This is a genomic window from Legionella clemsonensis (assembly GCF_002240035.1).
Classification (GTDB): Bacteria; Pseudomonadota; Gammaproteobacteria; order Legionellales; family Legionellaceae; genus Tatlockia; species Tatlockia clemsonensis.
This window is the reverse complement of the sequence record NZ_CP016397.1, coordinates 2,456,252-2,481,202: the sequence shown is the minus strand read 5'-3', so window position 1 is coordinate 2,481,202 and position 24,951 is coordinate 2,456,252. Positions and strand designations below refer to the sequence as shown.

The following is a 24,951-nucleotide window of genomic DNA, read 5'->3' as shown; positions in this document are numbered from 1 at the left end:
TTATTTTTCCTTAAACACATGTTAAAAATAAGCCAGGAGTTTTGATGTTAACTAAATTAGCGGCTGTTGTTGGGTAATACAATGAATGCCTCCACCTCCGGCAAACACATCCAGCGCGTCAATTTGTGAAATATGATAATGTGGGAAAAGTCGAGTAAACAATTCAAGGGCAGCTTTATCCTCTTTGGGATGCCCAAAGGCTGGCATCACAATTCCTTTATTGGCTAAGTAAAAATTAACATAAGAAAGGGTTAATCTTTCACCAGCAAGATAAGTAGCTGGCGGTTGCTCAACGGTAAAGACTTCAAGCCTTCTACCCTTGGCATCAGTTGCTGTTTTTAACAGTTCCAAGTTTTCGTGCAAAATATCGTAGTTAACATCGTTTTTATCATGAGTTATCAGCGCTAATACTCTACCTGGAGCGATAAAACAGGCAATTTCATCAATATGGCCGTCGGTTTCATCACCTACCAGTCCTTTGTTCAACCAGATAATTTTGCTGGTATTGAGATAATTAAAAAGGTAAGTTTCAATTTCCGTTTGTAACAGCTGTGGGTTACGATTGGGATTGAGCAAACATTCCCGAGTAGTGAGTACGGTACCTTCACCATCGACATGAAAGGAACCACCTTCCATTACTAATGGGGCCTTAAAATAGCGGGCTTGCGTTTTTTCAAGAATTGCCGCTGCTATTAAATTATCTAAAGAATAGTCCTGATAATTTCCGCCCCAAGCATTATGTATCCAGTCAACGCCTGCTAATTCATGCTGATCATTAATTAGAAAAGTAGGACCTGTATCTCTTGTCCAGGAATCATTCAATGGCTGATTCATAAGGTGGATTTTTTCGCCGCAGCATTGTTTCGCCGACTCTTCGTCTCCGGGATTTACCAGCATAATTACTGGTTCGTATTGAGCAATTGTTTTTGCCACGAGAGCGTAGGCACGCCTTGCACGTTCAAAACCAATTGCTGCCCAGGTTTTTTCATGACAGGGCCATGCCATCCAACACGCTGCATGTGGGTACCATTCAGCAGGCATTCTAAAACCGGTTTCTTTGGGGGTAGTCATAATTATCCTTTATTACTATCTAGATAAGTTAATTGGCTAAAAATACTTCGTAATTCATTAAGATAACTTTGAATTTGTTCTTTAGGCAGGTCTGCCTCTATTAATTGTTTTTCGTAAGACAGTAAAAGTTTTTTTGTATCGAAGTGAGCATAATTTAATACATTAGTTACTGTATCACCACTGATAAGATCAGTAATTTCAAATTGACCGTCGCCCAGCAGTTTGACATCCAGAGAATTGGTGTCACCAAATAAATTGTGTAAATTCCCTAAAATTTCCTGATAGGCGCCCACTAGAAAGAATGCAAGGGCATAGGGATTTTGTGAATCGTAAGGCGGTAACATCAGCGTGGCACTTATAGCATCACTACCTGTGTATTTTTTAATAGTTCCATCTGAATCACAGGTCAAATCCTGAAGAATGCTGTGAATACCGGGACGCTCATGCAGATGCGAAATAGGTGCAACTGGAAAAATCTGCCCAATGGCCCAGGCATCTGGTAAAGACTGAAAAAATGAAAGATTGCAAAAAATTTTTGCAGCCATGCGTTCGTAGATGGTATTTAATAACTCTTTGTCACCTGGATTATATAGATCCAATTGCTGTTCGATAGCAAAGCAAATGGCCGTAAATAACTGCTCAACTTTTGCTTTTTCTTTAAGGCTTATCACTCCATGTAGAAATAAAGAGCTGGCCTCTTCAAGTGCTAAAACGGCATAATTGTAAATCTCGCTGGGTGAATTTTCTGCCATTGTTTGATAGGTATTCCAAATGTCATGAATGACATGAGATTCATCAGGTTCAATGGAGGGTAGCTCGCGTGTCCTTTTAACCCTCTCTACATCGGTGATATTAGTGACCAAAACGGCATGATGCGCTGTTAATGCTCGTCCTGATTCAGAGATTAAGTGAGGCTCAGGCATACTTGCTTCTTCACAAAGCGGACGAATCGCTAATAAAATATTGGTAGCATATTCTTTTACTGAATAATTCATGGAACAGTCAGTGGTGGAATGAGTGCCTTCATAATCCACCCCTAAGCCACCGCCTACATCAATGGTCGTAATAGGCGCATGCAATCGCCTCAGTTCTATGTAATAGCGGCCAACTTCTTGCATGCAACGACGAATGTCTCCAATGTTCGCAATTTGAGAACCTAGGTGACAATGCATTAGTTGTAAAGAGTCTAATGAGTTGTGGGCTTTTAACTGTTCGATTAAATCAAGGACCTGCTCTGCATTTAAGCCAAATTTGGATTTTGCACCACCAGTGTTTTCCCATTTACCCGCGCCTTTGGTCACCAGACGAATGCGCACACCAATTTTAGGTTTAATATTAAGACGCGCTGCCTCCTTCAGAATAATGTCCAATTCGGAACGTTTTTCTATAACAATGAAAACCTCATGACCCATTTGTTGGGCTATTAGAGCAATGCGAATATAAGAGCTGTCTTTATAACCATTACAAACAATGGTTGAGGGAGTTTGTCCAAGTAGACCAATGACAGCCATCAGCTCAGGTTTACTGCCTGCTTCAAGACCCACGGGATATTGGGGGGCTTTTAAAAGCTCTCTAACGACACTGGATTCCTGATTGACTTTAATAGGATAAACCAGTTTATAGGTTCCACGGTAATCGTTCTCGGCAATGGCTTCTGCAAACGCCTGATTAAGTTTTATTACTCTGTCATGAAGAATATCTGTGAAACGGATTAACAAAGGCAATTGTAATCCTGCACGCGAGGCAGCATTAACGATGGCTTTAAGTTCTACACCCACACTTTCTGAGTTTTTACTAACTTCAATATTACCGCGTGCATTAATAGTGAAATAACCTTCACCCCAATGAGCGATATTGTATAAATTGGCGTCAGACAGTGCTTTATTACTCATGAGGATTTCCCGCATAAGGATTCAAAAGTTCCTTATAGGTTTCAGGTTGACGCTGCTTGGGAAAGGGGAACAATCGTCCCCAAAGCTCACGTTGGCTAAAATCCAATTCTGCTACTAACACTGCAGGTTCATCACGAGGTGCCTGCACTAAAACTTCACCCATAGGCGTGCTAATAAAACTACTGCCATAAAATTCCAGGCCATCTTCACACCCAATACGATTCACGGCCACAATAAACGTATTGCTCATGATACCCTGAGCAACCATTACTTTTTGCCACATGGGTTGACTATCAAAGTCAGGAGCAGTGGGTTCGCCACCAATAGCGGTAGGGTATATTAAAATTTCAGCCCCTTTTAAACCATAAATACGTGACAACTCAGGAAACCATTGATCATAGCAGGTAGGCAGTCCAACCTTATGACCCGCTAAAGTATGTACAGGATAATTGGAGTCACCGGGTTTGAAGTAATAATCTTCGTGGTATTTCTCACCACTGGGAATATGTTGCTTGCGGGTAACTGCCACCAGCTCACCCTGTTCGTTAAAGGCTATCGCCGTGTTATAACCTGCCTTTTCAAAAAGTGATGCGGTAATAGTTATTCTGGCTTTTTTGGCCATAGCACTCACAAAACGCGTTGTTGGCCCCCTAGAAATATCTTCTTTATAAGGGCTGCTGTCTACATCATGGCGGGTGCAAAAATAGGGGGAGAGAGTGAGCTCTTGCAAACAGACGATTTGCGCCCCTTGTTCGGCAGCCGATAAGATGCCTGCAGCAAGACGATTCTGATGTTCTTGTGGATGCTCACTCCATTTTTCCTGCACTAATCCTATTTTTAATCGATTGTTGGCCATCTTTTGATCCTGGCTGATAAAAATGTGGTTAAAGATATCACCATTAGTAACGATCAAGAATAGTCTATGTTGAGAAATCTTGGAATAAATGTAATACCGTTTAAAGTGAGGAACGCCGATTTAAAAAATAGCAGGGAGTATTAGCAGTAAGCGTAACCCAGCTACTTGCAGCTGAATCTTCTACACATCACCTGTGTAATAGCTATCATCTCTCGGCAATGAAGAATCCAAACCCAAACACGATGCTCCCCATAATGACTTGCTCCTGATGTGTGCTTCGAGACGATGCTAGCGCATCTCCTCAGCACGAGCGGTTCTGTGCTCACTTTTCGCGCGCAATTATGAGCGCGAAAATAAACACCTTCCTTGACAGAACCCTGACGTCTCAATAGCGTGCGTTTAGGTAGGGCGGTATTTGAATAACTTATCGAAACCTAACCTTGATTAGCCAATAAAGCATTAGCGACCTTCGATTGATTCTTTTTACCCAGTGCCTTACAAATCATATCGCCTGCGGACACAATTTTAAAAATATCGACACCTGTTTCAATGCCAAGCCCATGCATCAGATACAACACGTCTTCAGTAGCGACATTACCTGTTGCCCCGCGAGCATAAGGACAGCCTCCCAGTCCGGCAACAGCGCTATCAAAGCGCTTAACGCCACATTCCAATGAAGCAAAAATATTGGCAATGGCCTGACCATAGGTATCGTGAAAATGCATAGCCAGTCGAGATAGTGGCAAAAATTTCAAAACCTCCTCGATCACTGCTTTGGTCTGGCGAGGAGTTCCCACGCCAATTGTATCTCCCAGACAAACCTCATCTACTTCCAAAGCGAGTAATTGCTGTGTTACTTTAGCGACTTGTTGCGCTGTTATTTCACCTTCGTAAGGACAGCCAAGGACACAAGACACATAGGCTCTTACTCGAATGTTATTCATTTTTGCCAGTTCAACGACCGGTTCAAAACGCCTAATACTTTCAGCAATAGAACAATTGATATTTCGCTGATTAAACGATTCACTGGCGGCGGTGAAGACTGCAATTTCTTTTACACCTGCTTCAAGCGCTTTTAGCATGCCCCGTTCATTAGGAACCAGTGCGGAAAAATGAACAGTGTCTGGCTTGTCAATTGAAAGAAACACGGTTTCATTATCAGCTAATTGAGGAATAGCTTTCGCCGAAACAAAACTGGTCACCTCAATATGACGCAGACCACTTTGACTGAGTAAGTTAACCAATTCAATTTTAATCTCAGTAGGTACAAAAGAGGTCTCATTTTGCAGGCCATCGCGTGGTCCTACTTCAACTATAGTAACTTTTTGCGGATAGTCCATGGTTATCCCTATCAGTCTTTAAGAGCCAATAATTCAGCACCTTCATTCACCTGAGAGCCGACATTATAAAATAATTCGGCAAGCACTCCATCGCGTGGTGCATGAATAGTATGCTCCATCTTCATGGCTTCTAAAACGATTAAACTATCTCCTTCTTTCACTTTATCGCCGATATTTTTTAAAACGGCAACGACTGTTGCAGGCATTGGGGCGGTAAGCTGTCCTTTTCTTTTTGTTTTTGCGTCAAGGTTTTGCCAGCTGAAACGCTCGACTGGAATAGGACCTTCTTTAAAATAAAATGTCAGCGTCTGCTTTTGATTGTCGAACAGAACCCTCCGAGTTTGGCGACCATCATCAAGAGCCAGCAAATTGCTTTCGAGAATCTTGGGGCGTAAATAAAATTCTCTCCCATGAAGAAATAATGTAAAGGAAGCGCTATCAAGTGGAATAATTTTAATTTCTTCTTGTTTGTCTTCAATCACGTAACGCCAATACCAGTGACTGGATAAATGCATTTGCCAGGCAAAACCTTCGCGGTAAATGACATCTTTTTCTTGTTTTATTAATGATAAATAATCATAGCTGGCTGCCATTAACAGTGCTAACTCCGGGTCTGGTTCTGGCAATTGTAGAACTTCCTGAGATAAAAAATCGGTGCTTAAATCGGCCTGTACAAAACGAGGATGTTGGCAAATAGCCTGTAGGAAGGAAATATTGGTTTTAACCCCGCCAATCGCATAATTCTCTAATGCTTTTTGTAAGCGTTGTAAGGCTTCATTTCGATTTGCTCCCCAGGCAATAAGCTTGGCGATCATCGGGTCATAGTGCATCGTAATGGTGGAATTAACAGTGACGCCACTGTCCACTCGAATACCTGCACCCTCAGGTTCTCGCAAAAAATGTAACTGGCCAATAGACGGGATAAATCCTTGATGGGGATCTTCCGCATAAACACGGCATTCAATCGCATGGCCTTTTGCCAGAATGTTTTTTTGTGAAAAAGGTAAGGGTTCATCGGCCGCAATTTTTAACTGCCAGGCTACCAGGTCAAAACCGGTTATCATTTCTGTTACAGGATGTTCTACTTGCAAACGGGTGTTCATTTCCATGAAATAAAAATGATTGTCGCCATCCACGAGAAACTCGATAGTTCCGGCACCGCGATATTGAATTGAGCGTGCAACCTCACACGCTGCTTCAGCAAGTCCTTGACGCAGGGAGTCTGACAAATTCGGAGCAGGAGCCTCTTCAATTATTTTTTGATGACGACGTTGAATAGAACAATCGCGTTCAAAAAGATGCACCACTTGTCCATGATTGTCTGCCATAATTTGGACTTCAACGTGGCGAGGATTTAAAATCAGTTTTTCGATTAACATTGTATCATCGGCAAAACTGGCCATCGCTTCCCGGCGTGCGCCAGCTAGGGCTTGGGCAAAATCACCTTCTTGATGAACAGCGCGCATGCCTTTTCCACCACCGCCGCTGGCGGCCTTTAATAGTACCGGAAAACCAATACGACGTGCTTCCTCTAAAAGCCGTTCCTCGGTTTGCTCACTACCATGATAACCGGGGGTTAAAGGGACGGCCGTTTTTTCAAGCAATTGTTTAGCAAGCTGTTTGGATGCCATGGCTTCCATAGCACAGATAGAAGGACCAATAAAAACAAGGCCAGCTTCTTCGCAGGCTTTTGCAAAAAGCGGATTCTCAGATAAAAAGCCATAGCCCGGGTGAATAGCTTGGGCACCGCTGGTCAGGGCAGTTTGAATGATTGCTTCAATGTTAAGATAACTTGCTTTTGCAGCAGCATCACCTACACAAAAAGCACTGTCAGCAAGTTGCACATGATAGCTGTCTTTGTCTGCGGTGGAATAGATTGCCACCGCATGAATGCCCATCTGCCGACAGGTTTTTATAATGCGGCAAGCAATTTCTCCGCGATTGGCAATAAGAATTTTGTTAAACATCGAGAGTCCTAATTCCAGTGAGGTGTTTCTTTATTAAGAAAAGCATGTAAACCTTGCTGTCCCTCCGCTGAAACCCGTTTTTTAGCAATAAGGTTTGCTGTGTAGCTTAGTAGTTCTTCGTTAATTGCTTTATTGGCAACGGTATCAACGAGGTTTTTACAATCTCGAACAGCGAGTGGTGCAAGTTTGGTCATTCGTTCAGCAACATTTAAACTAAACTCCCATAGTTCATTTTCTGCAATAGCATAATGCACCAATCCTAATTGTTTGGCCTTTGCTGCATCAAATGCTTCTGCCGTCATAAACAGCCATTTAGCCGCGCGTTCGCCAATGGCTTTGATAACATAAGGACTTATCACTGCAGGAATTAATCCAAGTTTGACTTCTGAGAAGCAAAAGCGAGCGGTGCTTGCAGCAATTGTGATATCACAGGCCGCTGCAAGTCCTGCTCCACCGCCAAAGGCAGCACCCTGTACTACCGCAATGGTGGGTTTAGGACTACTGTTTAAGGTATACATCACCTGTGCCAGAACCATTGCGTCGCGAAGATTTTCTTCTTCATTGAATTCTGCCATGCGTTGCATCCAGCTCAAATCTGCTCCTGCAGAAAAATGCTGTCCATTGGCTTTCAACATAATAATACGCACTTCCGGATTATTGATTGCTTTATCCAGTTGATGTTGTAATGCTGCTAATAAATTCTCATCAAAGGCATTATGTTTATCAGTACGATTTAAAGTAAGAATAAAAATCCGCTGTCGTAATTCGGTTAACAATAAATCATCATTCACGAGTCCTCTCTCCTTTTGAGCTACTCTATTACATGCGAAATACACCAAATTGGGTGGATTCAATAGGCGCATTCAAGGCTGCAGATAGACTTAAGCCAAGAATTCTACGAGTATCCTCAGGTGCAATAACCCCATCATCCCACAGCCTGGCACTTGCATAATAGGGATTGCCTTGAGCTTCATACTGTGCGCGTAATTCCGCTTTAAACGCCTCTTCCTCTTCAACGGGCCAGGTTGTGCCTTGCTTGTTATGTTTATCGCGATTAATTTGTGCGAGTACATTGGCAGCTTGTTCACCTCCCATAACAGAAATGCGAGCATTGGGCCAGGACCATAAAAAACGGGGACTATAAGCGCGCCCGCACATCGCATAATTACCTGCACCAAAACTCCCGCCCACAATGACAGTAAATTTAGGAACATTGGCATTGGCCACGGCGGTTACCATTTTGGCGCCATGTTTAGCGATGCCAGCTGCTTCATACTTGCTACCCACCATAAAGCCGGTGATATTTTGCAGAAATAGCAAGGGTATTTTTCGCTGAGTGCAAAGCTCAATAAAATGGGCTCCTTTAAGGGCGCTTTCGCCAAATAAAATACCGTTATTAGCAATAATGCCAACAGGATAGCCAAAAAGATGAGCGAATCCACAAACCAGCGTCGTGCCATAAAGTGCTTTAAACTCATCCAATTCGGAGGCATCGACAATGCGAGCAATGATTTCACGAATATCATAGGGCTTACGTGGATCCACAGGCACAATACCATTTAACTCTTTTGGATCATACGCCGGTTCCCGACTTAAAATTCTACAAAGTGACTCAGGTTTGCGACGATTTAAATGACTCACTGCAACGCGAGCTAAATGCAAGGCGTGGGCATCATTTTCTGCATAGTGATCTGCGACGCCAGAGTGTCGACAATGAACATCAGCGCCTCCTAACTCTTCGGCGGAAATGACTTCTCCAGTGGCAGCCTTGACCAAAGGAGGGCCTCCTAAGAAAATGGTCGCCTGATTTTGAACCATAATCGATTCATCAGCCATGGCAGGTACATAGGCACCACCTGCTGTACAAGATCCCATGACCACGGCAATTTGCGGAATGTTGGCAGCGGATAAAGTGGCTTGATTATAAAAAATTCGTCCAAAATGATCACGATCCGGGAACACCTCATCTTGTTGAGGCAAAAATGCGCCTCCTGAATCAACGAGATAGAGGCAAGGAAGATGATTGGCTTTGGCAATTTCTTGCGCACGTAAATGTTTTTTAACCGTTAGAGGGTAATAAGTTCCGCCTTTTACTGTAGCATCATTAACCACAATCATGCATTCCGTACCAGCTACATGACCAATACCGGTAATAATACCTGCTGCAGGGACATGATCCTCATAAACTTGATAGGCAGCCAATTGCGACAGTTCCAGAAATGGGCTTCCTGGATCTAACAATTGTTGTAGTCGTTCCCGTGGTAATAATTTGCCATGTTTTAAATGTCTTTGACGTGCCTTTTCATCACCACCTTGTGCAATTTGTTTGATGGTGGATTGCAACTCGGCAACTAGGGTTTGCATGGCAGTCTCATTGGCTTTGAATTCACTGCTGCCGGAATTAATTTGACTAATAATTTTGCTCATAGCAATCCTTAGCGTATTAAAATATTACTGAGCACAATGACAAGCCATAAACACCAGGTTAATTCAATGAGATGAGGCATCTCCTTACCTTTTACCAATCGATAAGTTAATGCAGGAATTGCTGCAATAATAACGGGAATAAACATGAGTAATAGCGTTTTTCGAATGGTGAGGCCTACACCACTATGACTAAAAACAGGAGTTAATTTAACATTGATGTAAGCATAGAGCATATCGATATAAACAATAAGCAAATGGGCGAATTTCGCAAAGACTACGACCAGAATGCTTAATACCAGGTAAATGAGACTTTGTCTAAGCATGTACATCCTTTGTTAAAATGATTGTATTGGGTAAGGTTGCGATTAAATTACAGTTTTAATTAGCATTTCAATAATTCTCAACGCACCCAAGCTTGCCGCGGGAGCTATGGACTCGTGGTCAAGCCCTAAGAGGTTGGTCCAGGAACTGCACTTTTAATCGCCCCTTACTAGTAAAATAAATTCACTTGTTACACGCGAGCAAGTTACGAGGTAACAAGTGAAACGATCTTATTAATGCGCCAGTATGCATATTTACTTACAGCATTTCAATAGCCATTGCGGTTGCCTCACCACCACCGATACACAAGGCAGCAACACCACGTACTTTTTGACGTTGCTTCAAGGCATGCATGAGAGTAACGAGAATACGGGCACCAGAAGCACCAATTGGATGACCTAAAGCGCAGGCACCACCATGTACGTTGACCACATCGTCATTCAGCTCGAGCTGAGTTATTGCCGCCATGGCCACTACCGCAAAGGCTTCATTGATTTCATATATATCAACATCATTGGGACGCCAATTGGCTTTATTTAATACTTTGCGGATGGCATCAACCGGGGCTGTAGTAAACCATTGGGGTGCCTGAGCATGGCTTGCGTGGGCAACAATACGTGCCAAGGGCTTGATCCCGCGTTTTTGGGCATTAGCTGCTGTCATTAAAATAAGCGTGGCAGCACCGTCTGAAATGGAGCTTGAGTTGGCAGCAGTGACGGTACCATCGGCTTTAAATGCCGGGCGAAGTTGAGAAATTTTCGCCAGTTTACTTTCATCAGGTCCTTCGTCTTTATCAACTATCACATCACCTTTACGACCAGCGATAGTTACAGGCACGATTTCCTCTTCAAAAGCCTGCTCTTGTTGGGCTTTTAAAGCACGTGACAGTGAGCGAATGGCGTATTCATCCTGTTGCTGACGACTGAAATTAAAATGAGTAGCGGTTGCCTCAGCAAAGCAACCCATTAATTGGCCGCGATCGTAGGCATCTTCCAAGCCATCAAGAAACATATGGTCTTTAATTTCACCGTGCCCCAGACGAAAGCCGGCTCGCGCCTTACTTAACAGATAAGGTGCATTACTCATACTTTCCATACCGCTGGCCAGAGCAACATTTGCCGAGCCAACTTTAATTAAATCATGCGCTAACATAACCGCCTTCATGCCTGAACCACACATTTTGTTAACAGTCGTTGCTCCTGCTGAATTGGGGATTCCTGCATAAATTGCTGCTTGTCTGGCTGGAGCCTGGCCTATGCCAGCTTGTAAAACGCAACCGCTAATGACTTCATCAATATCTGCAGGAGAAATGCCTGCTTGTTCAATGGCAGCACGATGCGCAACCGCGCCTAATTCTGGAGCAGATAAGCCAGACAGTGAGCCCAACATGGCGCCCATAGGTGTTCTTTTTGCGGCAACAATTACAATATCATTCTGTTCCATGTTTCTTTTCCTTATGCAGTTTCATTAAAAAGTTCACGTCCAATTAACATACGTCTAATTTCAGAGGTACCTGCTCCGATTTCATACAACTTGGCATCTCGCAGTAAGCGGCCTGTAGGATATTCGTTAATATATCCATTACCACCCAAAATTTGAATGGCTTGCAGAGCCATCTGCGTTGCTCTTTCCGCGGTGTATAAAATTACGCCGGCGGCGTCCTTACGGCTAACCATACCCTTATCACAAGCACGAGCAACTGTATAAAGATAAGCTCTTGAAGCACTCAACTCCGTATACATATCAGCCAATTTACCTTGAATAAACTGAAACTCACCGATTGGCTGATTAAATTGCTTACGTTCATGGACGTAGGGGAGAACTATGTCCATACAGGCCTGCATGATACCAATTGGACCTGCTGCCAGCACAGTGCGCTCGTAATCAAGTCCGCTCATAAGCACTTTTACGCCTTTATTCACTTCGCCTAAAACATTGTCGGCAGGAACTTCACAATGTTCAAATACAAGTTCACAGGTATTCGAACCACGCATACCCAGCTTATCAAGTTTTTGCGCGGTACGAAAACCTTTGAATCCTTTCTCGATAATAAAAGCGGTAATGCCCTTGCTGCCAGCTTGTCTGTCGGTTTTTGCATACACCACCAAAACATCGGCATCGGGGCCATTGGTTATCCACATCTTCGTGCCATCAAGAATAAATTTATCGCCTTCTGCACGAGCGTGTAATTGCATGCTAACAACATCAGAACCTGAATTGGATTCACTCATCGCTAAAGCGCCGATGTGTTCTCCACTAATTAGTTTAGGCAAATAATATTGTTTTTGCCTACTATTGCCATTTAAATAAATTTGATTGACACAAAGATTAGAATGAGCGCCATAACTTAAGCCAACAGAGGCAGAGGCTCTGGAGATTTCCTCCATCGCTATAACATGAGCAAGGTAACCCATATCAGCCCCCCCGTATTCTTCACTCACAGTAATCCCTAATAAACCCATTTCCCCTAACTTGCGCCACAGGTGATTGGGATAGGCGTTCTCAGCATCAATTTGAGCAGCTATCGGAGCAATTTCTTTGGCAGCAAATTGATAAACGCTATCCCTTAGAAGATCGTAAGTTTCACCAAGCTGGTGTTGTAGGCTGGTATACATAGATTGACTTCCTGTTACTTAAGCAAATAGGCTAGACTATACCCAATCGAATTCAAGTTGCAATAGGCTTCGTGCTAAACTGCAACTAAAGAGAAAATATGTTCTATGATATTAAATTTGCCGTTTGCTAATAACAGGAGTATTCATGCGTAAACTTGTGCTTTGGGGACACCATGCTGATGAATACCAGGAAATGTTTCATCTGGCTGACACGGATAACAATGCTCGCATTTTAGAATATGGTTGTGGACCGAGTGCCGTCAATGTTGAACTCACCAAGCAATCTCGGCAGATTATTAGTGCTGATCCTTTATTTATGCTTGATAAAGATACGCTTTATAGCAAGGTAGATTTGATTTTTGCGGATATGGTAGAACGGGTAATTCGTGATCAAGATAAATTTGATTTTAGTTTTTATGGTTCTCCTGAGGCTTTAATTAATAAAAGACGTGAAGGGATGAAGCAATTTTTTGCAGACTATCAGCGAGGTAAAAAAGAAAAACGCTATTGTGGTATTAACGATTATGCTCTGTCTTTCGATAATTTTTCTTTTGATTTCGCTTTGAGTTCACACTACTTGTTTGCAGACTTAGACGATCAAGACGTGGAGTTTCACTTAAAAGTAATTAAAGAATTGGCGCGCGTTGCCAAAGAAGTAAGAATCTTCCCACTTATTGATCGCCACAATCAGCCCTCTCCATTCTTAGGGCCGGTTCTTCTCGGATTACAACAGGAAAATTTTGGAGTAGAAGTCCGAGAGGTTGCTTACCATTTGCAACCAAGTGGGAATGCCATGTTGCGAGTTTGGGCACAGCAATGTGAGATTTAATTAATTAATTTGTCTTCTCACGAAGTCAAAAAACCATTCCTACCCTACTAATTAAACCACTCTGTGAGTGGATTTGCGAAAGTGCCTGATAGAAAAATCAATATTTAATAATGAGAAACCCTTTAAACGGTGGCGACATTAGGTTTTAAATGAAGCAGATAAGTTAAAACTACAGTTATTGCTAAAAATACGCTTATCCAACCCATCAGATAAAAACAGTCATCAAGCGCTAAGGCAGTAGCCTGGCGTGTAAGTTGCAAGTTAAGTTGAGCAAATGCTTTCTTGCCTTCGAGATGAAATTGTTGAGCATGGTTTAAAAAGTTGATGGTTTTTTGCGAAAAATGGGTCAAATTTTCGCCCAAGCGTTCGTAAAAAAAGACTTGTCGACGCTGCCATAAGATAACAAACAAAGAAGCACCCAAGCCAGAGCTGATTAGTCTTACAATATGAAAAAAATTGGCTGATTCACTTGATTTTTTTGGATTCATCTGGACTGAAAGTCTAAAAAGAGGCGGTAAAAATAACATAAGCCCAATCCCTGCCAAAAAACGGGAATAAGCAATACGTTCAAAATTGATTTCCACATTAAAGTAACTGGTATAAAAGCAAGAGATTGCAAAAAATAGTAAGGCTATAGCTAAAGGTAGTCTCGGCTCGTAACGTTTGTGATTCAAAAAAACAGGAACCCAGGCGCCAAATCCCATTGTACCAATAATAATGGCTATCCAGTTAGGGGTGTAATTCACATAAAGTTTAAGCCACAAAGAAAGCAATACCACCATTCCAAAATAAATGGCAAATAGTAAAGCGATATGAAACATGGCGAAGGAGAAATAAAAATTCTTTAATAATGAAAAATCAATGACAGGATGTGATGTCGAGAGGTTGTACAGAATAAAAAAGAGGAGTGTTAAGCTTCCGAAAAACAGTAAGAAACTAATCAGTGGTGAGCGGAACCAATCCAATTCCTGTCCGGTGATTAAGGCACTGCCAATAAAAAGAATGCTAATAAAATAGGAAAAATAACTCACTGTATCAAAGAGCGGTTTTTCCGGAGGTCTATGAAACTCCCTAAATCTAAAACTCATGTAGATAATCAGAAACAAGCAAAGTGGAATGTTAGCAAAAAATAGCAGCCGCCAATGATAGGAATAGGCAATCCAACCACCCCAGCTGGCACCCAGTACCGGAGTGAAGGTAAAAACTACATACAAGAGAGATAATAATTTGGTCTGTTTTTCTGGGGGACAGACATAGGGTATTAAAGTGCCGGTAATGATTAAATACAGAGGGCCTGAAGCGATGCCCTCCAAAAGACGAAATAAGACAAATTGAAAATAATCTTGTGCCGTTGCGCAGAGCCAAGAAAAGAGAAGCATAAGACTCAAACATACGAGGTATAATTGCACGGCACTTAGTTTTGTCATGCAAGGCTTCCCAAGGGGTACACTTAAGGCATTACCCATACAAAAAAAACTAACGCCATAAACACTTAAAAAAGTGCTGCTTCCTAAGTCGCCAACAATATAAATGCCTGCCATTATTGGCAGGGTAAGATTAAAAATAACCCCTGCAAGTGATAGAATTAAAATAGCTAGAGTCATTAAGGCGTCACCCCAGCAATCGAAACTGCCTTTAAATTTAAAGGACTATGAGCATAAGCTTTTAAGTTAGGATCAATGTTTTCAGCAACAATCGTTGCGATGAGTTTTTGATCGCCTGTTTCTTCCTTGTTAAAAATAGTAGTGGTGTAAGAAGGTCCAACAAAAGAAGCAGGGATTAATAATCCGTCCTGCATTGAAATATCTGTGGTTGCTTCCATGGATAAGCCAATTCTTAAAGGATGCTGTTTTAATTCATTGGGATCCAAGGCGACGCGCACAGGAAGTCTCTGCACAATTTTAATCCAGTTTCCAGAGAGATTTTCAGGAGGCAGGAGTGCAAAGGCATTGCCTGCAGCTCCTGGTAAACCTGCAACCTTCCCATGAAATACTACCGATCTGCCGTATAAGTCGGAAGTAATAGTCACCTCTTGTCCGATGCGAACATGTTTTAACTGTGTTTCTTTGTAGTTTGCATTGACCCACATCTGTTCAAGCGGAATAACAGACATCAGAGGTCGATTGGGTTTAACCCACATGCCTACTTGAATGGTACGTTGAGCAACAAGTCCTTCAACAGGCGCATAAATTTTACAGCGATAGAGTTGCACCCAGGCATCTCTGACTTCCTGCGCCGCTTGTTGAATTAAGGGGTGTTCAGTGATGGAACTCCCTTGGATAAAAGCTAATGTTTTTCGATAACTATCTTGAGTACTTTTTAAGGCTGCAAGGCTTGCTTTTAAATCGTCAGCTGCATTTTGATAATCCTCCAGTGAAATGCCCCGGGCTTTAATCACGCCGGCGCGATGCTGATAATTTTGTTTGGCTTTTAAATGTTCGGCGCGTTTAACATCAACTTCCGCTCGAAGACGAAACACATCGTGAAAAGCCTGGCAAACCTCACGAACAGTAAGCGCTAATTTGGCCTTGGCTTTTTCCAGAGCAATTTTCGAATCCGTTTCATCCAGAGCGATGAGCAACTGCCCCTTTTTAACCAGAAAACTATCATCGGTATAAATACCTGTTACAAAGCCACTGCGCAAGGCATTAATGTGAACCTGGTTTCCTTGCACGTAGGCGTCATTGGTGTAAATTTGCCAACGCCAGATGAATAGCCAACCACTAAAAAGGAGCAATACTAAAATTAGAGCAGCAATTAAGAAATAAAAGGCAGGTTTTTTACTTCTCATGATTGCCTCACCAGAGGAACGGGTGTCTGGCAGTAGCCACCACCTAATGCTTTGGTTAATTTGATTGACGCTAAATACTGATTATAAAGTAAGGTAAGATTGACGAGCTTTTTTTCTATTAACTCTTCCTGCAGATGATAGCTATTGAATCCGCTGTCTAAACCCTCACGTTCACGTAATTGGGTCAGTTTATAGCGTTTGTTAGTAGAATTGATAATCCCTACTTGTTCTCTTTTTTGTTGATAGATGGCTTGTGCAAACTCGAGTGCATCAAGAACTTCTTGTGTGCTGCGTAACAATAATTCATTGTAAGCAAAGATTGCAGCATCAAATTCTGCTTTGGTGGCTTTAATATTAGCTTTGATGGCACCCGCTGTAAAAACAGGTAAATGAATGGCAGGTCGAAGTGCTGCAGTAAAACTTGAGGCTTGTAAAAGTTTTTTCCAATGAGTGCTCTCCAATCCAACCAGACCAACAATATTTACATCTGGAAAATAATCAGCCATCGCTGCTCCTGTTTTGTAAGCCAGCGCTTTCGCTCGCCATATTTGTGCCATGAGGTCGGGACGGCGCGCGATAAGATCCAGAGAAATTGTTTGGGGTATTTCCAACTGTCGAGGAAGTCCTGGCAGTGTTGGAGGGTTTGATAAGGGAGCTTCTGGATTACGACCAGCCAGAACATTCACTAAATGCTTGTCAATAGCAATTTCTTCCTGAATATTGCTTAATAATTTTTTTGCTTCCAATAAATTTTCTTCAGAAGCGTAAGCGGGTAACTCATCGGCGAGACCTTTAGTAAGCATGAGATTTTGCAATTTAGCAATGTTGGTTCGTACTGTAACCAATTGCTCATAAAATTGCTTTTTGACTAGATTGACCTGATAAGCGAAATAAGCTTGTGCTAAAGCAGTTGTAATTAGCAAGCGAACTTCGGCTGCTTCAGCTTGCTGTGCTTTTACTTTGCCAATGGCTGCATAGAAAAGATTGCGATTCTGGCCCCAAAAATCAAAATCATAGGTAAAGGATAAGGATAAATCTAAAAGATTAACACTGAGAGGGATGTTGTGATTTAAAGCGCGGTATAAACCGTTTTTACTTAGGTACTGTCGGTTTTCTTTCGCATCAAAAAAGAGCAGTGGGAAAAGCGCAGAGCGAGTAACGAGGGCTTCTTGTCTGGCCACTTGCACGCGACTTCTGATTTCCTGGAGGGAGGGATTACCCAGCAGCGCATTCTCAATTAAACCATTAAGTTCGGGCGAATGATAAGCAAGCCACCATTGCTTGTCAGGCCAGTTCCCTTTTTTGAAGGTTTTCTTTTCATTGAGTTTGGTGTTAACCGCTTGATTAATTTCAGGCGTTGCTTTTAAATGTTCGACTTGTTTATAGGGAGGCAGGGCAATCCGACAGGATACTAAAAGACACAGTCCGAGAAATATACCTGTCTTAAGGCTACTTTGCATGTCCCGAATCCTATGGTTGTAAGTGCTTCTATTCAAATTAAAAATTTAACTTTAACTCAGAATAAGAGGAATGACTATAAGAAATAAGATGGAAATGCACAGCCAGGAGGTATAGGTAGTTGTTGGCGATGACCCGGAATAAGAAAACCCTATCGTTATTCGAGATAGAATTTTGTCATGGGTAAAACATAAGCTATTATTCACTCCCTGAAATTTGCTGCCTTGGATAGTGTACGATGTATTCACTTATTCGCCCTTTTCTGTTTCAGATGGACGCTGAAAAAGCTCATCATCTAACATTGGCATTACTAAAATGGCTGCCAAGATTTTGTTTCAAACAAGGAAAAGCTCACCCTGTAAATGCCTTGGGAATAACGTTTCCTCATGCCATTGGACTTGCCGCCGGTTTGGATAAAAATGGCGACTATATAGATGCTTTAAGTAAATTAGGATTTTCTTTTCTCGAAATTGGTACCGTTACCCCACGTCCACAATCAGGAAATCCCAAACCGCGTTTATTCCGGTTGCCCCAGGCTCAAGCCTTAATTAATCGCATGGGATTTAATAATCAGGGCGTGGATGCGCTGGTGGCTAATGTAAAAAAGGCACAGTATAAAGGAATATTGGGCATTAATATTGGTAAAAATAAGGACACGTCGCTAACCAACGCAGGTGAAGATTATGTGCATTGTCTGCGTAAAATTTACCCCTATGCTTCCTATGTGACGATAAACATTTCTTCGCCGAATACGCCTGATTTACGCTTGTTGCAACAAGATAACTTTTTAAGTCAGTTATTAGGGCAGCTCGTCGAAGAGCAACAGCGATTAGCTGATGAGTATCAGCGGCTTGTGCCTTTAGTAGTAAAACTTTCACCTGATGAAAGTGATGAAACCTTAAAGCGAATGGCTGATATTCTGCTGCAGAAAAAAATTGCAGGAATTATCGCGACAAATACGACTTGTAGACGAGAAAGGGTTGACCACTTACCTCATGGTAATGAACAAGGTGGTTTAAGTGGTGTCCCTCTTGCTGAACGTTCAACTTCCTGTCTTAAGCTTTTAAAAGAAATTGTAGGCAATGAAGTCACCTTAATTGGAGTAGGAGGTATTAATAAACCGGAAGTGGCGAAGCATAAATTACAGGCTGGCGCATCATTATTACAAGTCTATACCGGTTTAATTTACCAAGGCCCTCAGTTAATTCCTCAATTGCTAAGAAGCTTGGATTTATAGCACTCCCAAGCCCTGATTATTGTCATCGTGCCCCTTAGATGGACAAAGGGTTTAAAAATATTTACAATGGTGCAATTTATTTTTACACCTTTTTGTATTTTTCTGCAATTGAGACGCAGTAAACTACACACTGTCCGAATTCACTGGGAGTAATCAATGGGAAAGAAAACAGCAAAAGAGAAAGAATTAGAATATTTTAATAAGCTGAAAAATCCTAAAGTTATTTTTATAAATCACCTTCAAAATAACAAATTTTGTAATTCAATGGCTGCGCTACAAGAAGCTAGCCAAAAATATCAGCAACTTAAAATGAGTATTAAAATAAGGCCAGAAATTGCGCTGACTGACGCTCATAAAAAGGAGCTGGAGGATTTAGACGAAAAGATTCGAAATTTAATTAAGGAAAGATTTGATCAATTTAGGGCTAAACCTGCTCCTGCAGTTGATGTTTTGCAAAATGAAGTTAGCGTTGTAACGAAGGATGAAGCGCTATCCTCTTCAGAGGGCGAAGATACTTCACTCAAAGTTACTCCGCCTAAGGATGAGGTTAACGAGGAAAAGATTTCTACAGACTTGCCTTTTGGTTCAGTAGAGCATCCTATATCCCATCCTGCTACACATGGCGGAAAACCTACGCTAGCGGCCGATCCGATTCGTTTGAAAAAGTTAAAGCAGATCAACGAGAAGTTGAGCGTGCTGGGAGAGAAGGCAGAGGAACTTCGAAATTATGAAGAAGCCTATCGGGAGGTAGAGACCATTATTATTGAACTTAATAAGCTAAACAGACTATATCTTCATACCAATGCACTCTCTGACCAAGACTACAAAGCCCAGGCTGAGCAGATCTTATCTCCGGAAAAGATGATCAAAATTGAAGAGTTTCGCGGCCTTAAAATGAAAAAAGTTGGCGAGCTGCTTTTAAATTTACTTGCGGCTATATCCACTGCATTTATCGGCTATGGAATTGCTGCTGCAGTTAAAGGTGATCTACTTTTATTCAGAGTTAACACGGATACTAAGAATAAAGTTAATAATTTGAATACTGAAATTCAAACCGCCTTTGCACCTGGTGCTTAATTTTTCATCTGGTCTGAAGAATATTCAGACCAGATGCCTTCCTTTTATAATCCCAGTTGGCGTATTAACTATTTAAGAGTACAATTTGCTCTTTCCTATTCCAGCCTTTGCAGACGAATGAAAAAAACGTTCCATGGTAAAACAGGCCCCCTCTATCGACGATTATTGGCCTATGTAAAACCTTTTTGGCCTATTTTGTTATTAGGTATCTTTGCCAACATACTGTATTCAGCCATTGATGCAGGTTTTACTTACATGATGCGTCCTTTTCTGGATAAAGGATTCATTGACGTCGATATGGCATTTGTTCGACAAATTCCCTTAATTGTGCTCGTGGGAATTACCATTCGTGGCCTGGTAAGTTCTAGCGGTAGTTATTGCATGACCTGGGTAGCCAGATCAGTGGTCAAGGTGCTACGACAACGGGTTTTTGCACATATTATTCGACTACCTGCTGATTATTATGATGAGGCGACCTCTGGACAATTATTATCAAAGATTCTTTATGACGTAGAGCAGGTAGCGCAGGTGAGTGCAGATGCATTAACCGATTTTGTGCAAAATACCTGTCTGGTCATTGGCTTACTGATTGTGATGTTAGTCATTAACTGGCAATTATCACTGATGTTTTTATTAACAATACCTTTTGTGGGTATTATCGTTAGCTATACCAACAAACGCGTTCGTCGCAGCAGCCATAAAGTACAAAAGTCAATGGGTGAAGTCACTGAAATCGCAGGCGAGGTGATTGATGGTTATCAGGTCGTGAGAATTTTTGGTGGTGCTCAGTACGAAATTGATAAGTTTAATAAGGCCACGGAAACCTCCCGTAAAAATGACATGAAAGTTGCTGTGAGTAAGGCGATTAATGTTTCAGGTGTGCAAATTGTTATAGCAATTGGCATTGCAGCGATTATTTTTGCAGCCATTCAGCTGGCAACTGTGATTACTATTACTGCTGGATCATTTTTGGCCATTATTGCAGCAATGTTGCAACTCATTAAGCCTATGAAAACATTAACCACGTTAAATGCCACTATCCAACGTGGATTAGCGGGGGCAGAAAGCGTCTTTGAGTTATTGGATAAACCGGTTGAAAATGAACAAGGTAAAATTTTGACGCATAAGGCAGTGGGTGCGATCGAGTTTGATAGAGTCAGTTATGCTTATCGCAAAGGCCAAACAGTTTTACATGAGGTAAGTTTTACAGTTGCTGCGGGAGAAACGGTTGCTTTGGTAGGGCATTCTGGCAGTGGGAAAACTACGATTGCAAGTTTGTTACCGCGCTTTTATGAACTTAATAAAGGCTGTATTAGATTGGATGGTGAATCCATTGCCAATTTGTCTCTTGCCAGTTTGCGCGCCCAAATTGCTTTAGTAAGCCAGCATGTGACTTTATTTAATGATACTCTGGCTAATAACATTGCCTATGGTTGTTTCAATGCCACTCCCGAGCAAATTATTCATGCAGCCAAATTAGCTTTTGCGGATGAGTTTATTCAACGTCTGCCTTTGGGTTATGAGACTAAAATTGGTGAAAATGGGGTGCTACTATCAGGTGGGCAGCGTCAACGTCTGGCTATTGCAAGAGCTATCTTAAAAGACGCGCCTATTTTAATTCTCGATGAGGCAACCTCCGCTTTAGACAGTGAATCCGAGCGCTATATTCAGGCTGCATTAGAGCAAATAATGCACCATCGGACTACCCTGGTTATTGCCCACAGGCTTTCAACCATTAAGCGTGCTAATAAAATTATTGTAATGAACCAGGGAAAAATTGTTGAGCAGGGTAATCATCAACAATTGCTTGATCTGCAAGGCTATTATGCCCAATTATATGGCGCACAGAAACGGAGTATTGAACATGAAGTCTTTGCTTGATAACGATTAGCTGTTCCTACCACTATGAAAACTCATTATCTTTCACTGGCAGTTGATAGATTTTGGTATAGAAGACATCCATTACGCTGGCTATTATGGCCTGTAGCTCAGCTTTATAAACTAATAATCAGTTTACGTCGCGTTTATTTGCTTCGCTTTCGTCAACAGCAATTTCCTGTACCCATTATTGTGGTGGGCAATTTAACTGTTGGGGGTGTTGGTAAAACTCCTTTAGTGATTGCTCTGGCAAAAAAAATGCAGGCTAGAGGATTGCGCGTGGGTATTGTGAGTCGAGGTTATGGTGCTTCGATTAGAAAATTTCCTTATGAAGTTACCCCTCATGATAATGCCTTGTTAGTGGGTGACGAGCCGCTACTCATTGCACAAAAGACCCATTGTCCTGTAGTTATCTCTCCACAACGGACGCAGGCAGTGCATTATCTGCTGGCCAGGCATCAAAGCGAAATTATTATCAGCGATGATGGATTGCAACATTATGCAATGGGGCGCGCCATTGAGATTGTAGTCATTGATGGCGTTCGAGGATTGGGGAATAAGCTGTGCTTGCCAGCAGGCCCTTTACGTGAACCCGCCAAACGTCTGAAAAAAGCGGATTTTATCATTATCAATGGAGGAGAGGATAACCAAAATTATTCCATGCATTTGGATGCTGGTTATTTGACAAACATTTTAACAGGGCAAGAAATTGAAAAGGAAGCGATTACTGCACCAGTTGCTGCTGTAGCGGCTATTGGTCACCCTCAACGTTTTTTTACGACCTTGCATAATCTTGGAATATCATTTAAAAAATATGTTTTTCCAGATCATCACCGTTTTCAGCCGCATGAACTGCAATTTAAGGAAAAGATAGTAGTGATGACAGAAAAGGATGCAGTCAAATGTCAAACTTTTGCCTTGGATTCCTGGTATTTTCTACCCGTCGAGGCGAAGCTAAGTGACTCATTTTGGCAGGCATTATGGTCACATCAACAACTACAAGGCTATGTTTAAGATGAAAGTACGATGGCAGCAGTGGTTTCTATTCGTTATATTATTGGCAGGAAGCATTAACACGATTGCAGAAACAGCAGAGCCTGAAAATAATCCAGTGGAAACTAAAATTAATTCATTAAATGCATCACAGGCAGATTGGGTATTTTCAGGTACAGTGATGAATGAAAGTGGTGAACGCTACAGTTATTATTTTCACATGCATCGTAGAGACACGCAATTTCATGCGGTTGCGGCTCTCATAGATAGTCAAACCAAAAATCTTTTATTGTTTGAAGAAAACAGTGCAGTTATTGAAAAGCCTGAGATTAGTAACTGGCGGGTAGGTGATGCATTTTTACAATTTAATCCAATTACTAACAGTTGGATTTTTGGTATAAAGACAAAACAAAAAAAAGGTTTTAATTTTAAAGCAGATATGTTGAAAACCGACCAAAGCTCTCCCGGCATACAGCACCTTCGTTCTGGTGTTGATTTATTAATTAATCAAACGGGTCGTTTAAATGGTCATTTACAAACAGGTTTAGAGGGTTCAGAACACTTTGTCACTGCACCTAAAGCCTGGTTTAGACAAATCTGGGTTAGTAAAACTCAAGAATCCTCGCATCCTTTTACTGGCATTTTATGTCAATTTAATGATGGAAGTGGTTTCTATGCTGTTAATTTACAGGAAACGGATGCATTGCGAGGTGCTCTTGCTGGATGGCGAGATGCTCAGGGTATTCCCGTATCGATGTCACAATTTGTGACTATCCAGGAAGCAGAAGAAGGTCTGTGGAATATTCAGGTTGCTTCTCCAAAAATCAACCTGACTTTACAGGATATTCTTGCCAGAGAAGATGAGCAACATCATTTGATTGCCGGGCTTACCAATGATTTAATACCAGGTTTTTGTGCGATTAGCAAAGATGAAGTTGGCTCAAAAATAGTGCCTGAAACCTTAAAATTAGGGTAGAACAGCTAAAGATAGGTCTTTTTTTCAGGTAAGAACAGAACTAGACTAGCAGCAATCATTAAACTGAAAGGAATTACCAGCAATGCTGTCTGGTAGGCTTCCAAAGGTGGTCTTGTGCTAAAGTTATCCAGAAGAAAGCCGATCAAAGGCTGCAATAAGGGTGCTGTGATCATTGCCAGGGTGTTAGTAAAACCTGTACAGGTGGATAAAGATTCATTGGAAGCCAGTTCGTTAGCTATGGAAAAGGCAAGCATATAGGCTCCACAACAAAGACCAATCATTAACATTAGAAAAGAGAGAAGGAATGCATTGTACAAGGGTAAATAGAGCATTAATAAAATTAACACAGCAGTTGAAAGACAAGAGCCTAACATTAAAGGCTTTCGTTTAAACTTAATCGCTAAATAGCCGAAGAGAGGGCAACTAAGTGCGGCACCGAGAAAAATCATTGAGTCAATTAAACTGGCCAGTTTTAAAGTACAGGAAAGTTTAATTTGAATAAAGGGAACTGCCCACATTGCACCAAAAACAGTAATCACTGTAAAGCTTAATCCCACAAACCAGCCATTAATCCATGCGCGGCCATTAGCAAATATTTGGTGAACTTTTTTACTAAATTTGCAAGAAGAAGATTCTTTGGGGCAATCGGGGATATACTGCCAACTAAAATAAGCAATAGCAAGACTCACAAGAGCAGCACCATTGAGAAAGCCTCGCCAACCCCATTGATTAATAAACGCCCCAAGACTTATCATGCCCACCATTGTGGCAAGAAAGCCCAGTGTTTCCGATAATCCAATCATAAAACCAAACTGCCTTAAGGGAAAATGCTGCCGCAATAAATGAGATAAACCAACAAAAGCAAAGGCAGATCCTGTACCTATAGCCATTCTTCCTATAATTAAAAAAGGAAGGTTATAACTGTGAGCAAAGAAAAAGCAGCCGGCGCTACACAAGAAGGCGCTTGCAGTTAACAAAACACGTGTATTTTTACTATCAAATAATAAACCAACAGGAATTTGCAAGCTGGTATAGACGTAATAAAAGGCACTGCTCAAAATACCTGCCATCAAGGCAGAAATAGGCATCTCATGCATAATAGCACCGATGATTACACCGGAGGATAACTGCAGGAAAAATTGAAAAAGCACAAAGGAAACACCAATTAACCAAATACCATAACGCCCAATCGTTTTTGCATAGGGAATACTAACTGGAGTCAT

The 24,951-nt window shown here is 41.6% G+C and carries 20 protein-coding genes; 6 read left to right on the top strand and 14 right to left on the bottom strand.

All coding sequences use genetic code 11. The features are described 5' to 3' along the window. Positions 1–51 precede the first annotated feature (51 nt). From clem_RS10850 to clem_RS10805, 10 genes are all read right to left on the bottom strand, one after another. Positions 52–1,071: an agmatine deiminase family protein gene (locus tag clem_RS10850; RefSeq protein WP_094091578.1), complete on the bottom strand. Its 1,020-nt coding sequence runs from the start codon at positions 1,069–1,071 to the stop codon at positions 52–54. Positions 1,072–1,073: 2 nt separating this feature from the next. After that, positions 1,074–2,963, bottom strand: coding sequence for a biosynthetic arginine decarboxylase (gene speA / locus clem_RS10845; protein ID WP_094091577.1), 1,890 nt, complete (start codon positions 2,961–2,963; stop codon positions 1,074–1,076). Next, positions 2,956–3,819, bottom strand: coding sequence for a carbon-nitrogen hydrolase (locus clem_RS10840; protein ID WP_094091576.1), 864 nt, complete (start codon positions 3,817–3,819; stop codon positions 2,956–2,958). The genes speA and clem_RS10840 overlap by 8 nt, the downstream gene beginning before the upstream one ends. 434 nt (positions 3,820–4,253) lie before the next feature. Further along, positions 4,254–5,159 carry a hydroxymethylglutaryl-CoA lyase gene (locus clem_RS10835; RefSeq protein WP_094091575.1) on the bottom strand — a complete coding sequence of 302 codons (906 nt, stop codon included), beginning with the start codon at positions 5,157–5,159 and terminating at the stop codon, positions 4,254–4,256. 11 nt (positions 5,160–5,170) lie between these two features. After that, the gene (locus clem_RS10830; RefSeq protein WP_094091574.1) at positions 5,171–7,126 is read right to left on the bottom strand and encodes an acetyl-CoA carboxylase biotin carboxylase subunit; all 1,956 of its coding nucleotides are present in this window, start codon (positions 7,124–7,126) and stop codon (positions 5,171–5,173) included. An 8-nt stretch (positions 7,127–7,134) separates the two neighbouring features. Continuing rightward, the gene (locus tag clem_RS10825; protein WP_408606895.1) at positions 7,135–7,962 is read right to left on the bottom strand and encodes an enoyl-CoA hydratase-related protein; all 828 of its coding nucleotides are present in this window, start codon (positions 7,960–7,962) and stop codon (positions 7,135–7,137) included. Then, a complete protein-coding gene (locus tag clem_RS10820) occupies positions 7,946–9,553 on the bottom strand; it encodes a carboxyl transferase domain-containing protein (RefSeq protein ID WP_094091572.1) in 1,608 nt (535 codons plus the stop codon). Before clem_RS10820 ends, clem_RS10825 begins: the two co-directional genes overlap by 17 nt. An 8-nt stretch (positions 9,554–9,561) precedes the next feature. After that, complete coding sequence (locus clem_RS10815; protein ID WP_094091571.1) at positions 9,562–9,876, bottom strand: hypothetical protein; 315 nt, start codon at positions 9,874–9,876, stop codon at positions 9,562–9,564. A gap of 256 nt (positions 9,877–10,132) precedes the next feature. Then, positions 10,133–11,317, bottom strand: a complete 1,185-nt coding sequence (locus tag clem_RS10810) for a thiolase family protein (protein ID WP_094091570.1) — start codon at positions 11,315–11,317, stop codon at positions 10,133–10,135. 11 nt (positions 11,318–11,328) lie between these two features. Further along, the gene (locus clem_RS10805) at positions 11,329–12,489 is read right to left on the bottom strand and encodes an isovaleryl-CoA dehydrogenase (RefSeq protein WP_094091569.1); all 1,161 of its coding nucleotides are present in this window, start codon (positions 12,487–12,489) and stop codon (positions 11,329–11,331) included. Between the two features lie 145 nt (positions 12,490–12,634). Between clem_RS10805 and clem_RS10800 the strand changes: the two genes are divergently transcribed. After that, the gene (locus clem_RS10800; RefSeq protein ID WP_094091568.1) at positions 12,635–13,318 is read left to right on the top strand and encodes a hypothetical protein; all 684 of its coding nucleotides are present in this window, start codon (positions 12,635–12,637) and stop codon (positions 13,316–13,318) included. 122 nt (positions 13,319–13,440) lie between these two features. Here the strand turns inward: clem_RS10800 and clem_RS10795 are convergent, their stop codons facing one another. Genes clem_RS10795 through clem_RS10785 form a run of 3 tightly spaced genes read right to left on the bottom strand, consistent with a single transcriptional unit; the run spans position 13,441 to position 17,569 of the window. Next, complete coding sequence (locus tag clem_RS10795; protein WP_094091567.1) at positions 13,441–14,922, bottom strand: MFS transporter; 1,482 nt, start codon at positions 14,920–14,922, stop codon at positions 13,441–13,443. Next, positions 14,922–16,109 carry an HlyD family secretion protein gene (locus clem_RS10790; RefSeq protein WP_094091566.1) on the bottom strand — a complete coding sequence of 396 codons (1,188 nt, stop codon included), beginning with the start codon at positions 16,107–16,109 and terminating at the stop codon, positions 14,922–14,924. Before clem_RS10790 ends, clem_RS10795 begins: the two co-directional genes overlap by 1 nt. Then, entirely contained in the window at positions 16,106–17,569 is a 1,464-nt protein-coding gene (locus clem_RS10785) for an efflux transporter outer membrane subunit (RefSeq protein ID WP_094091565.1), read from the bottom strand. Before clem_RS10785 ends, clem_RS10790 begins: the two co-directional genes overlap by 4 nt. Before the next feature lie 236 nt (positions 17,570–17,805). On the opposite strand from clem_RS10785, the gene clem_RS10780 reads away from it, so the two are divergent. The 5 genes from clem_RS10780 to clem_RS10760 all read left to right on the top strand — a co-directional run bounded on the left by clem_RS10780 (position 17,806) and on the right by clem_RS10760 (position 23,728). Then, positions 17,806–18,804, top strand: a complete 999-nt coding sequence (locus clem_RS10780; protein ID WP_094091564.1) for a quinone-dependent dihydroorotate dehydrogenase — start codon at positions 17,806–17,808, stop codon at positions 18,802–18,804. A 156-nt stretch (positions 18,805–18,960) separates the two neighbouring features. Beyond that, positions 18,961–19,881: a hypothetical protein gene (locus clem_RS10775; protein WP_094091563.1), complete on the top strand. Its 921-nt coding sequence runs from the start codon at positions 18,961–18,963 to the stop codon at positions 19,879–19,881. 117 nt (positions 19,882–19,998) lie between these two features. Beyond that, on the top strand, positions 19,999–21,762 hold the full coding sequence (gene msbA, locus clem_RS10770) for a lipid A export permease/ATP-binding protein MsbA (protein WP_094092339.1): 1,764 nt from the start codon (positions 19,999–20,001) through the stop codon (positions 21,760–21,762). 24 nt (positions 21,763–21,786) lie between these two features. Next, on the top strand, positions 21,787–22,773 hold the full coding sequence (gene lpxK, locus clem_RS10765) for a tetraacyldisaccharide 4'-kinase (RefSeq protein ID WP_094091562.1): 987 nt from the start codon (positions 21,787–21,789) through the stop codon (positions 22,771–22,773). A 1-nt stretch (position 22,774) separates the two neighbouring features. After that, positions 22,775–23,728: a hypothetical protein gene (locus clem_RS10760; RefSeq protein ID WP_094091561.1), complete on the top strand. Its 954-nt coding sequence runs from the start codon at positions 22,775–22,777 to the stop codon at positions 23,726–23,728. 5 nt (positions 23,729–23,733) lie between these two features. On the opposite strand, the gene clem_RS10755 is transcribed toward clem_RS10760, so the two are convergent. Next, positions 23,734–24,951: an MFS transporter gene (locus tag clem_RS10755; RefSeq protein WP_094091560.1), complete on the bottom strand. Its 1,218-nt coding sequence runs from the start codon at positions 24,949–24,951 to the stop codon at positions 23,734–23,736.

Excerpts from the sequence above, each read along its gene's own strand:
- clem_RS10775 (WP_094091563.1), top strand. The coding sequence starts at position 18,961 with ATGGGAAAGAAAACAGCAAAAGAGAAAGAATTAGAATATTTTAATAAG.
- clem_RS10820 (WP_094091572.1), bottom strand. The coding sequence starts at position 9,553 with ATGAGCAAAATTATTAGTCAAATTAATTCCGGCAGCAGTGAATTCAAA.
- clem_RS10795 (WP_094091567.1), bottom strand. The coding sequence starts at position 14,922 with ATGACTCTAGCTATTTTAATTCTATCACTTGCAGGGGTTATTTTTAAT.
- clem_RS10815 (WP_094091571.1), bottom strand. The coding sequence starts at position 9,876 with ATGCTTAGACAAAGTCTCATTTACCTGGTATTAAGCATTCTGGTCGTA.
- clem_RS10785 (WP_094091565.1), bottom strand. The coding sequence starts at position 17,569 with ATGCAAAGTAGCCTTAAGACAGGTATATTTCTCGGACTGTGTCTTTTA.
- clem_RS10850 (WP_094091578.1), bottom strand. The coding sequence starts at position 1,071 with ATGACTACCCCCAAAGAAACCGGTTTTAGAATGCCTGCTGAATGGTAC.
- clem_RS10755 (WP_094091560.1), bottom strand. The coding sequence starts at position 24,951 with ATGACTCCAGTTAGTATTCCCTATGCAAAAACGATTGGGCGTTATGGT.
- clem_RS10830 (WP_094091574.1), bottom strand. The coding sequence starts at position 7,126 with ATGTTTAACAAAATTCTTATTGCCAATCGCGGAGAAATTGCTTGCCGC.
- clem_RS10810 (WP_094091570.1), bottom strand. The coding sequence starts at position 11,317 with ATGGAACAGAATGATATTGTAATTGTTGCCGCAAAAAGAACACCTATG.
- msbA (WP_094092339.1), top strand. The coding sequence starts at position 19,999 with ATGAAAAAAACGTTCCATGGTAAAACAGGCCCCCTCTATCGACGATTA.
- speA (WP_094091577.1), bottom strand. The coding sequence starts at position 2,963 with ATGAGTAATAAAGCACTGTCTGACGCCAATTTATACAATATCGCTCAT.
- clem_RS10800 (WP_094091568.1), top strand. The coding sequence starts at position 12,635 with ATGCGTAAACTTGTGCTTTGGGGACACCATGCTGATGAATACCAGGAA.
- clem_RS10760 (WP_094091561.1), top strand. The coding sequence starts at position 22,775 with ATGAAAGTACGATGGCAGCAGTGGTTTCTATTCGTTATATTATTGGCA.
- clem_RS10790 (WP_094091566.1), bottom strand. The coding sequence starts at position 16,109 with ATGAGAAGTAAAAAACCTGCCTTTTATTTCTTAATTGCTGCTCTAATT.
- clem_RS10840 (WP_094091576.1), bottom strand. The coding sequence starts at position 3,819 with ATGGCCAACAATCGATTAAAAATAGGATTAGTGCAGGAAAAATGGAGT.
- clem_RS10805 (WP_094091569.1), bottom strand. The coding sequence starts at position 12,489 with ATGTATACCAGCCTACAACACCAGCTTGGTGAAACTTACGATCTTCTA.
- clem_RS10780 (WP_094091564.1), top strand. The coding sequence starts at position 17,806 with ATGTATTCACTTATTCGCCCTTTTCTGTTTCAGATGGACGCTGAAAAA.
- clem_RS10835 (WP_094091575.1), bottom strand. The coding sequence starts at position 5,159 with ATGGACTATCCGCAAAAAGTTACTATAGTTGAAGTAGGACCACGCGAT.
- lpxK (WP_094091562.1), top strand. The coding sequence starts at position 21,787 with ATGAAAACTCATTATCTTTCACTGGCAGTTGATAGATTTTGGTATAGA.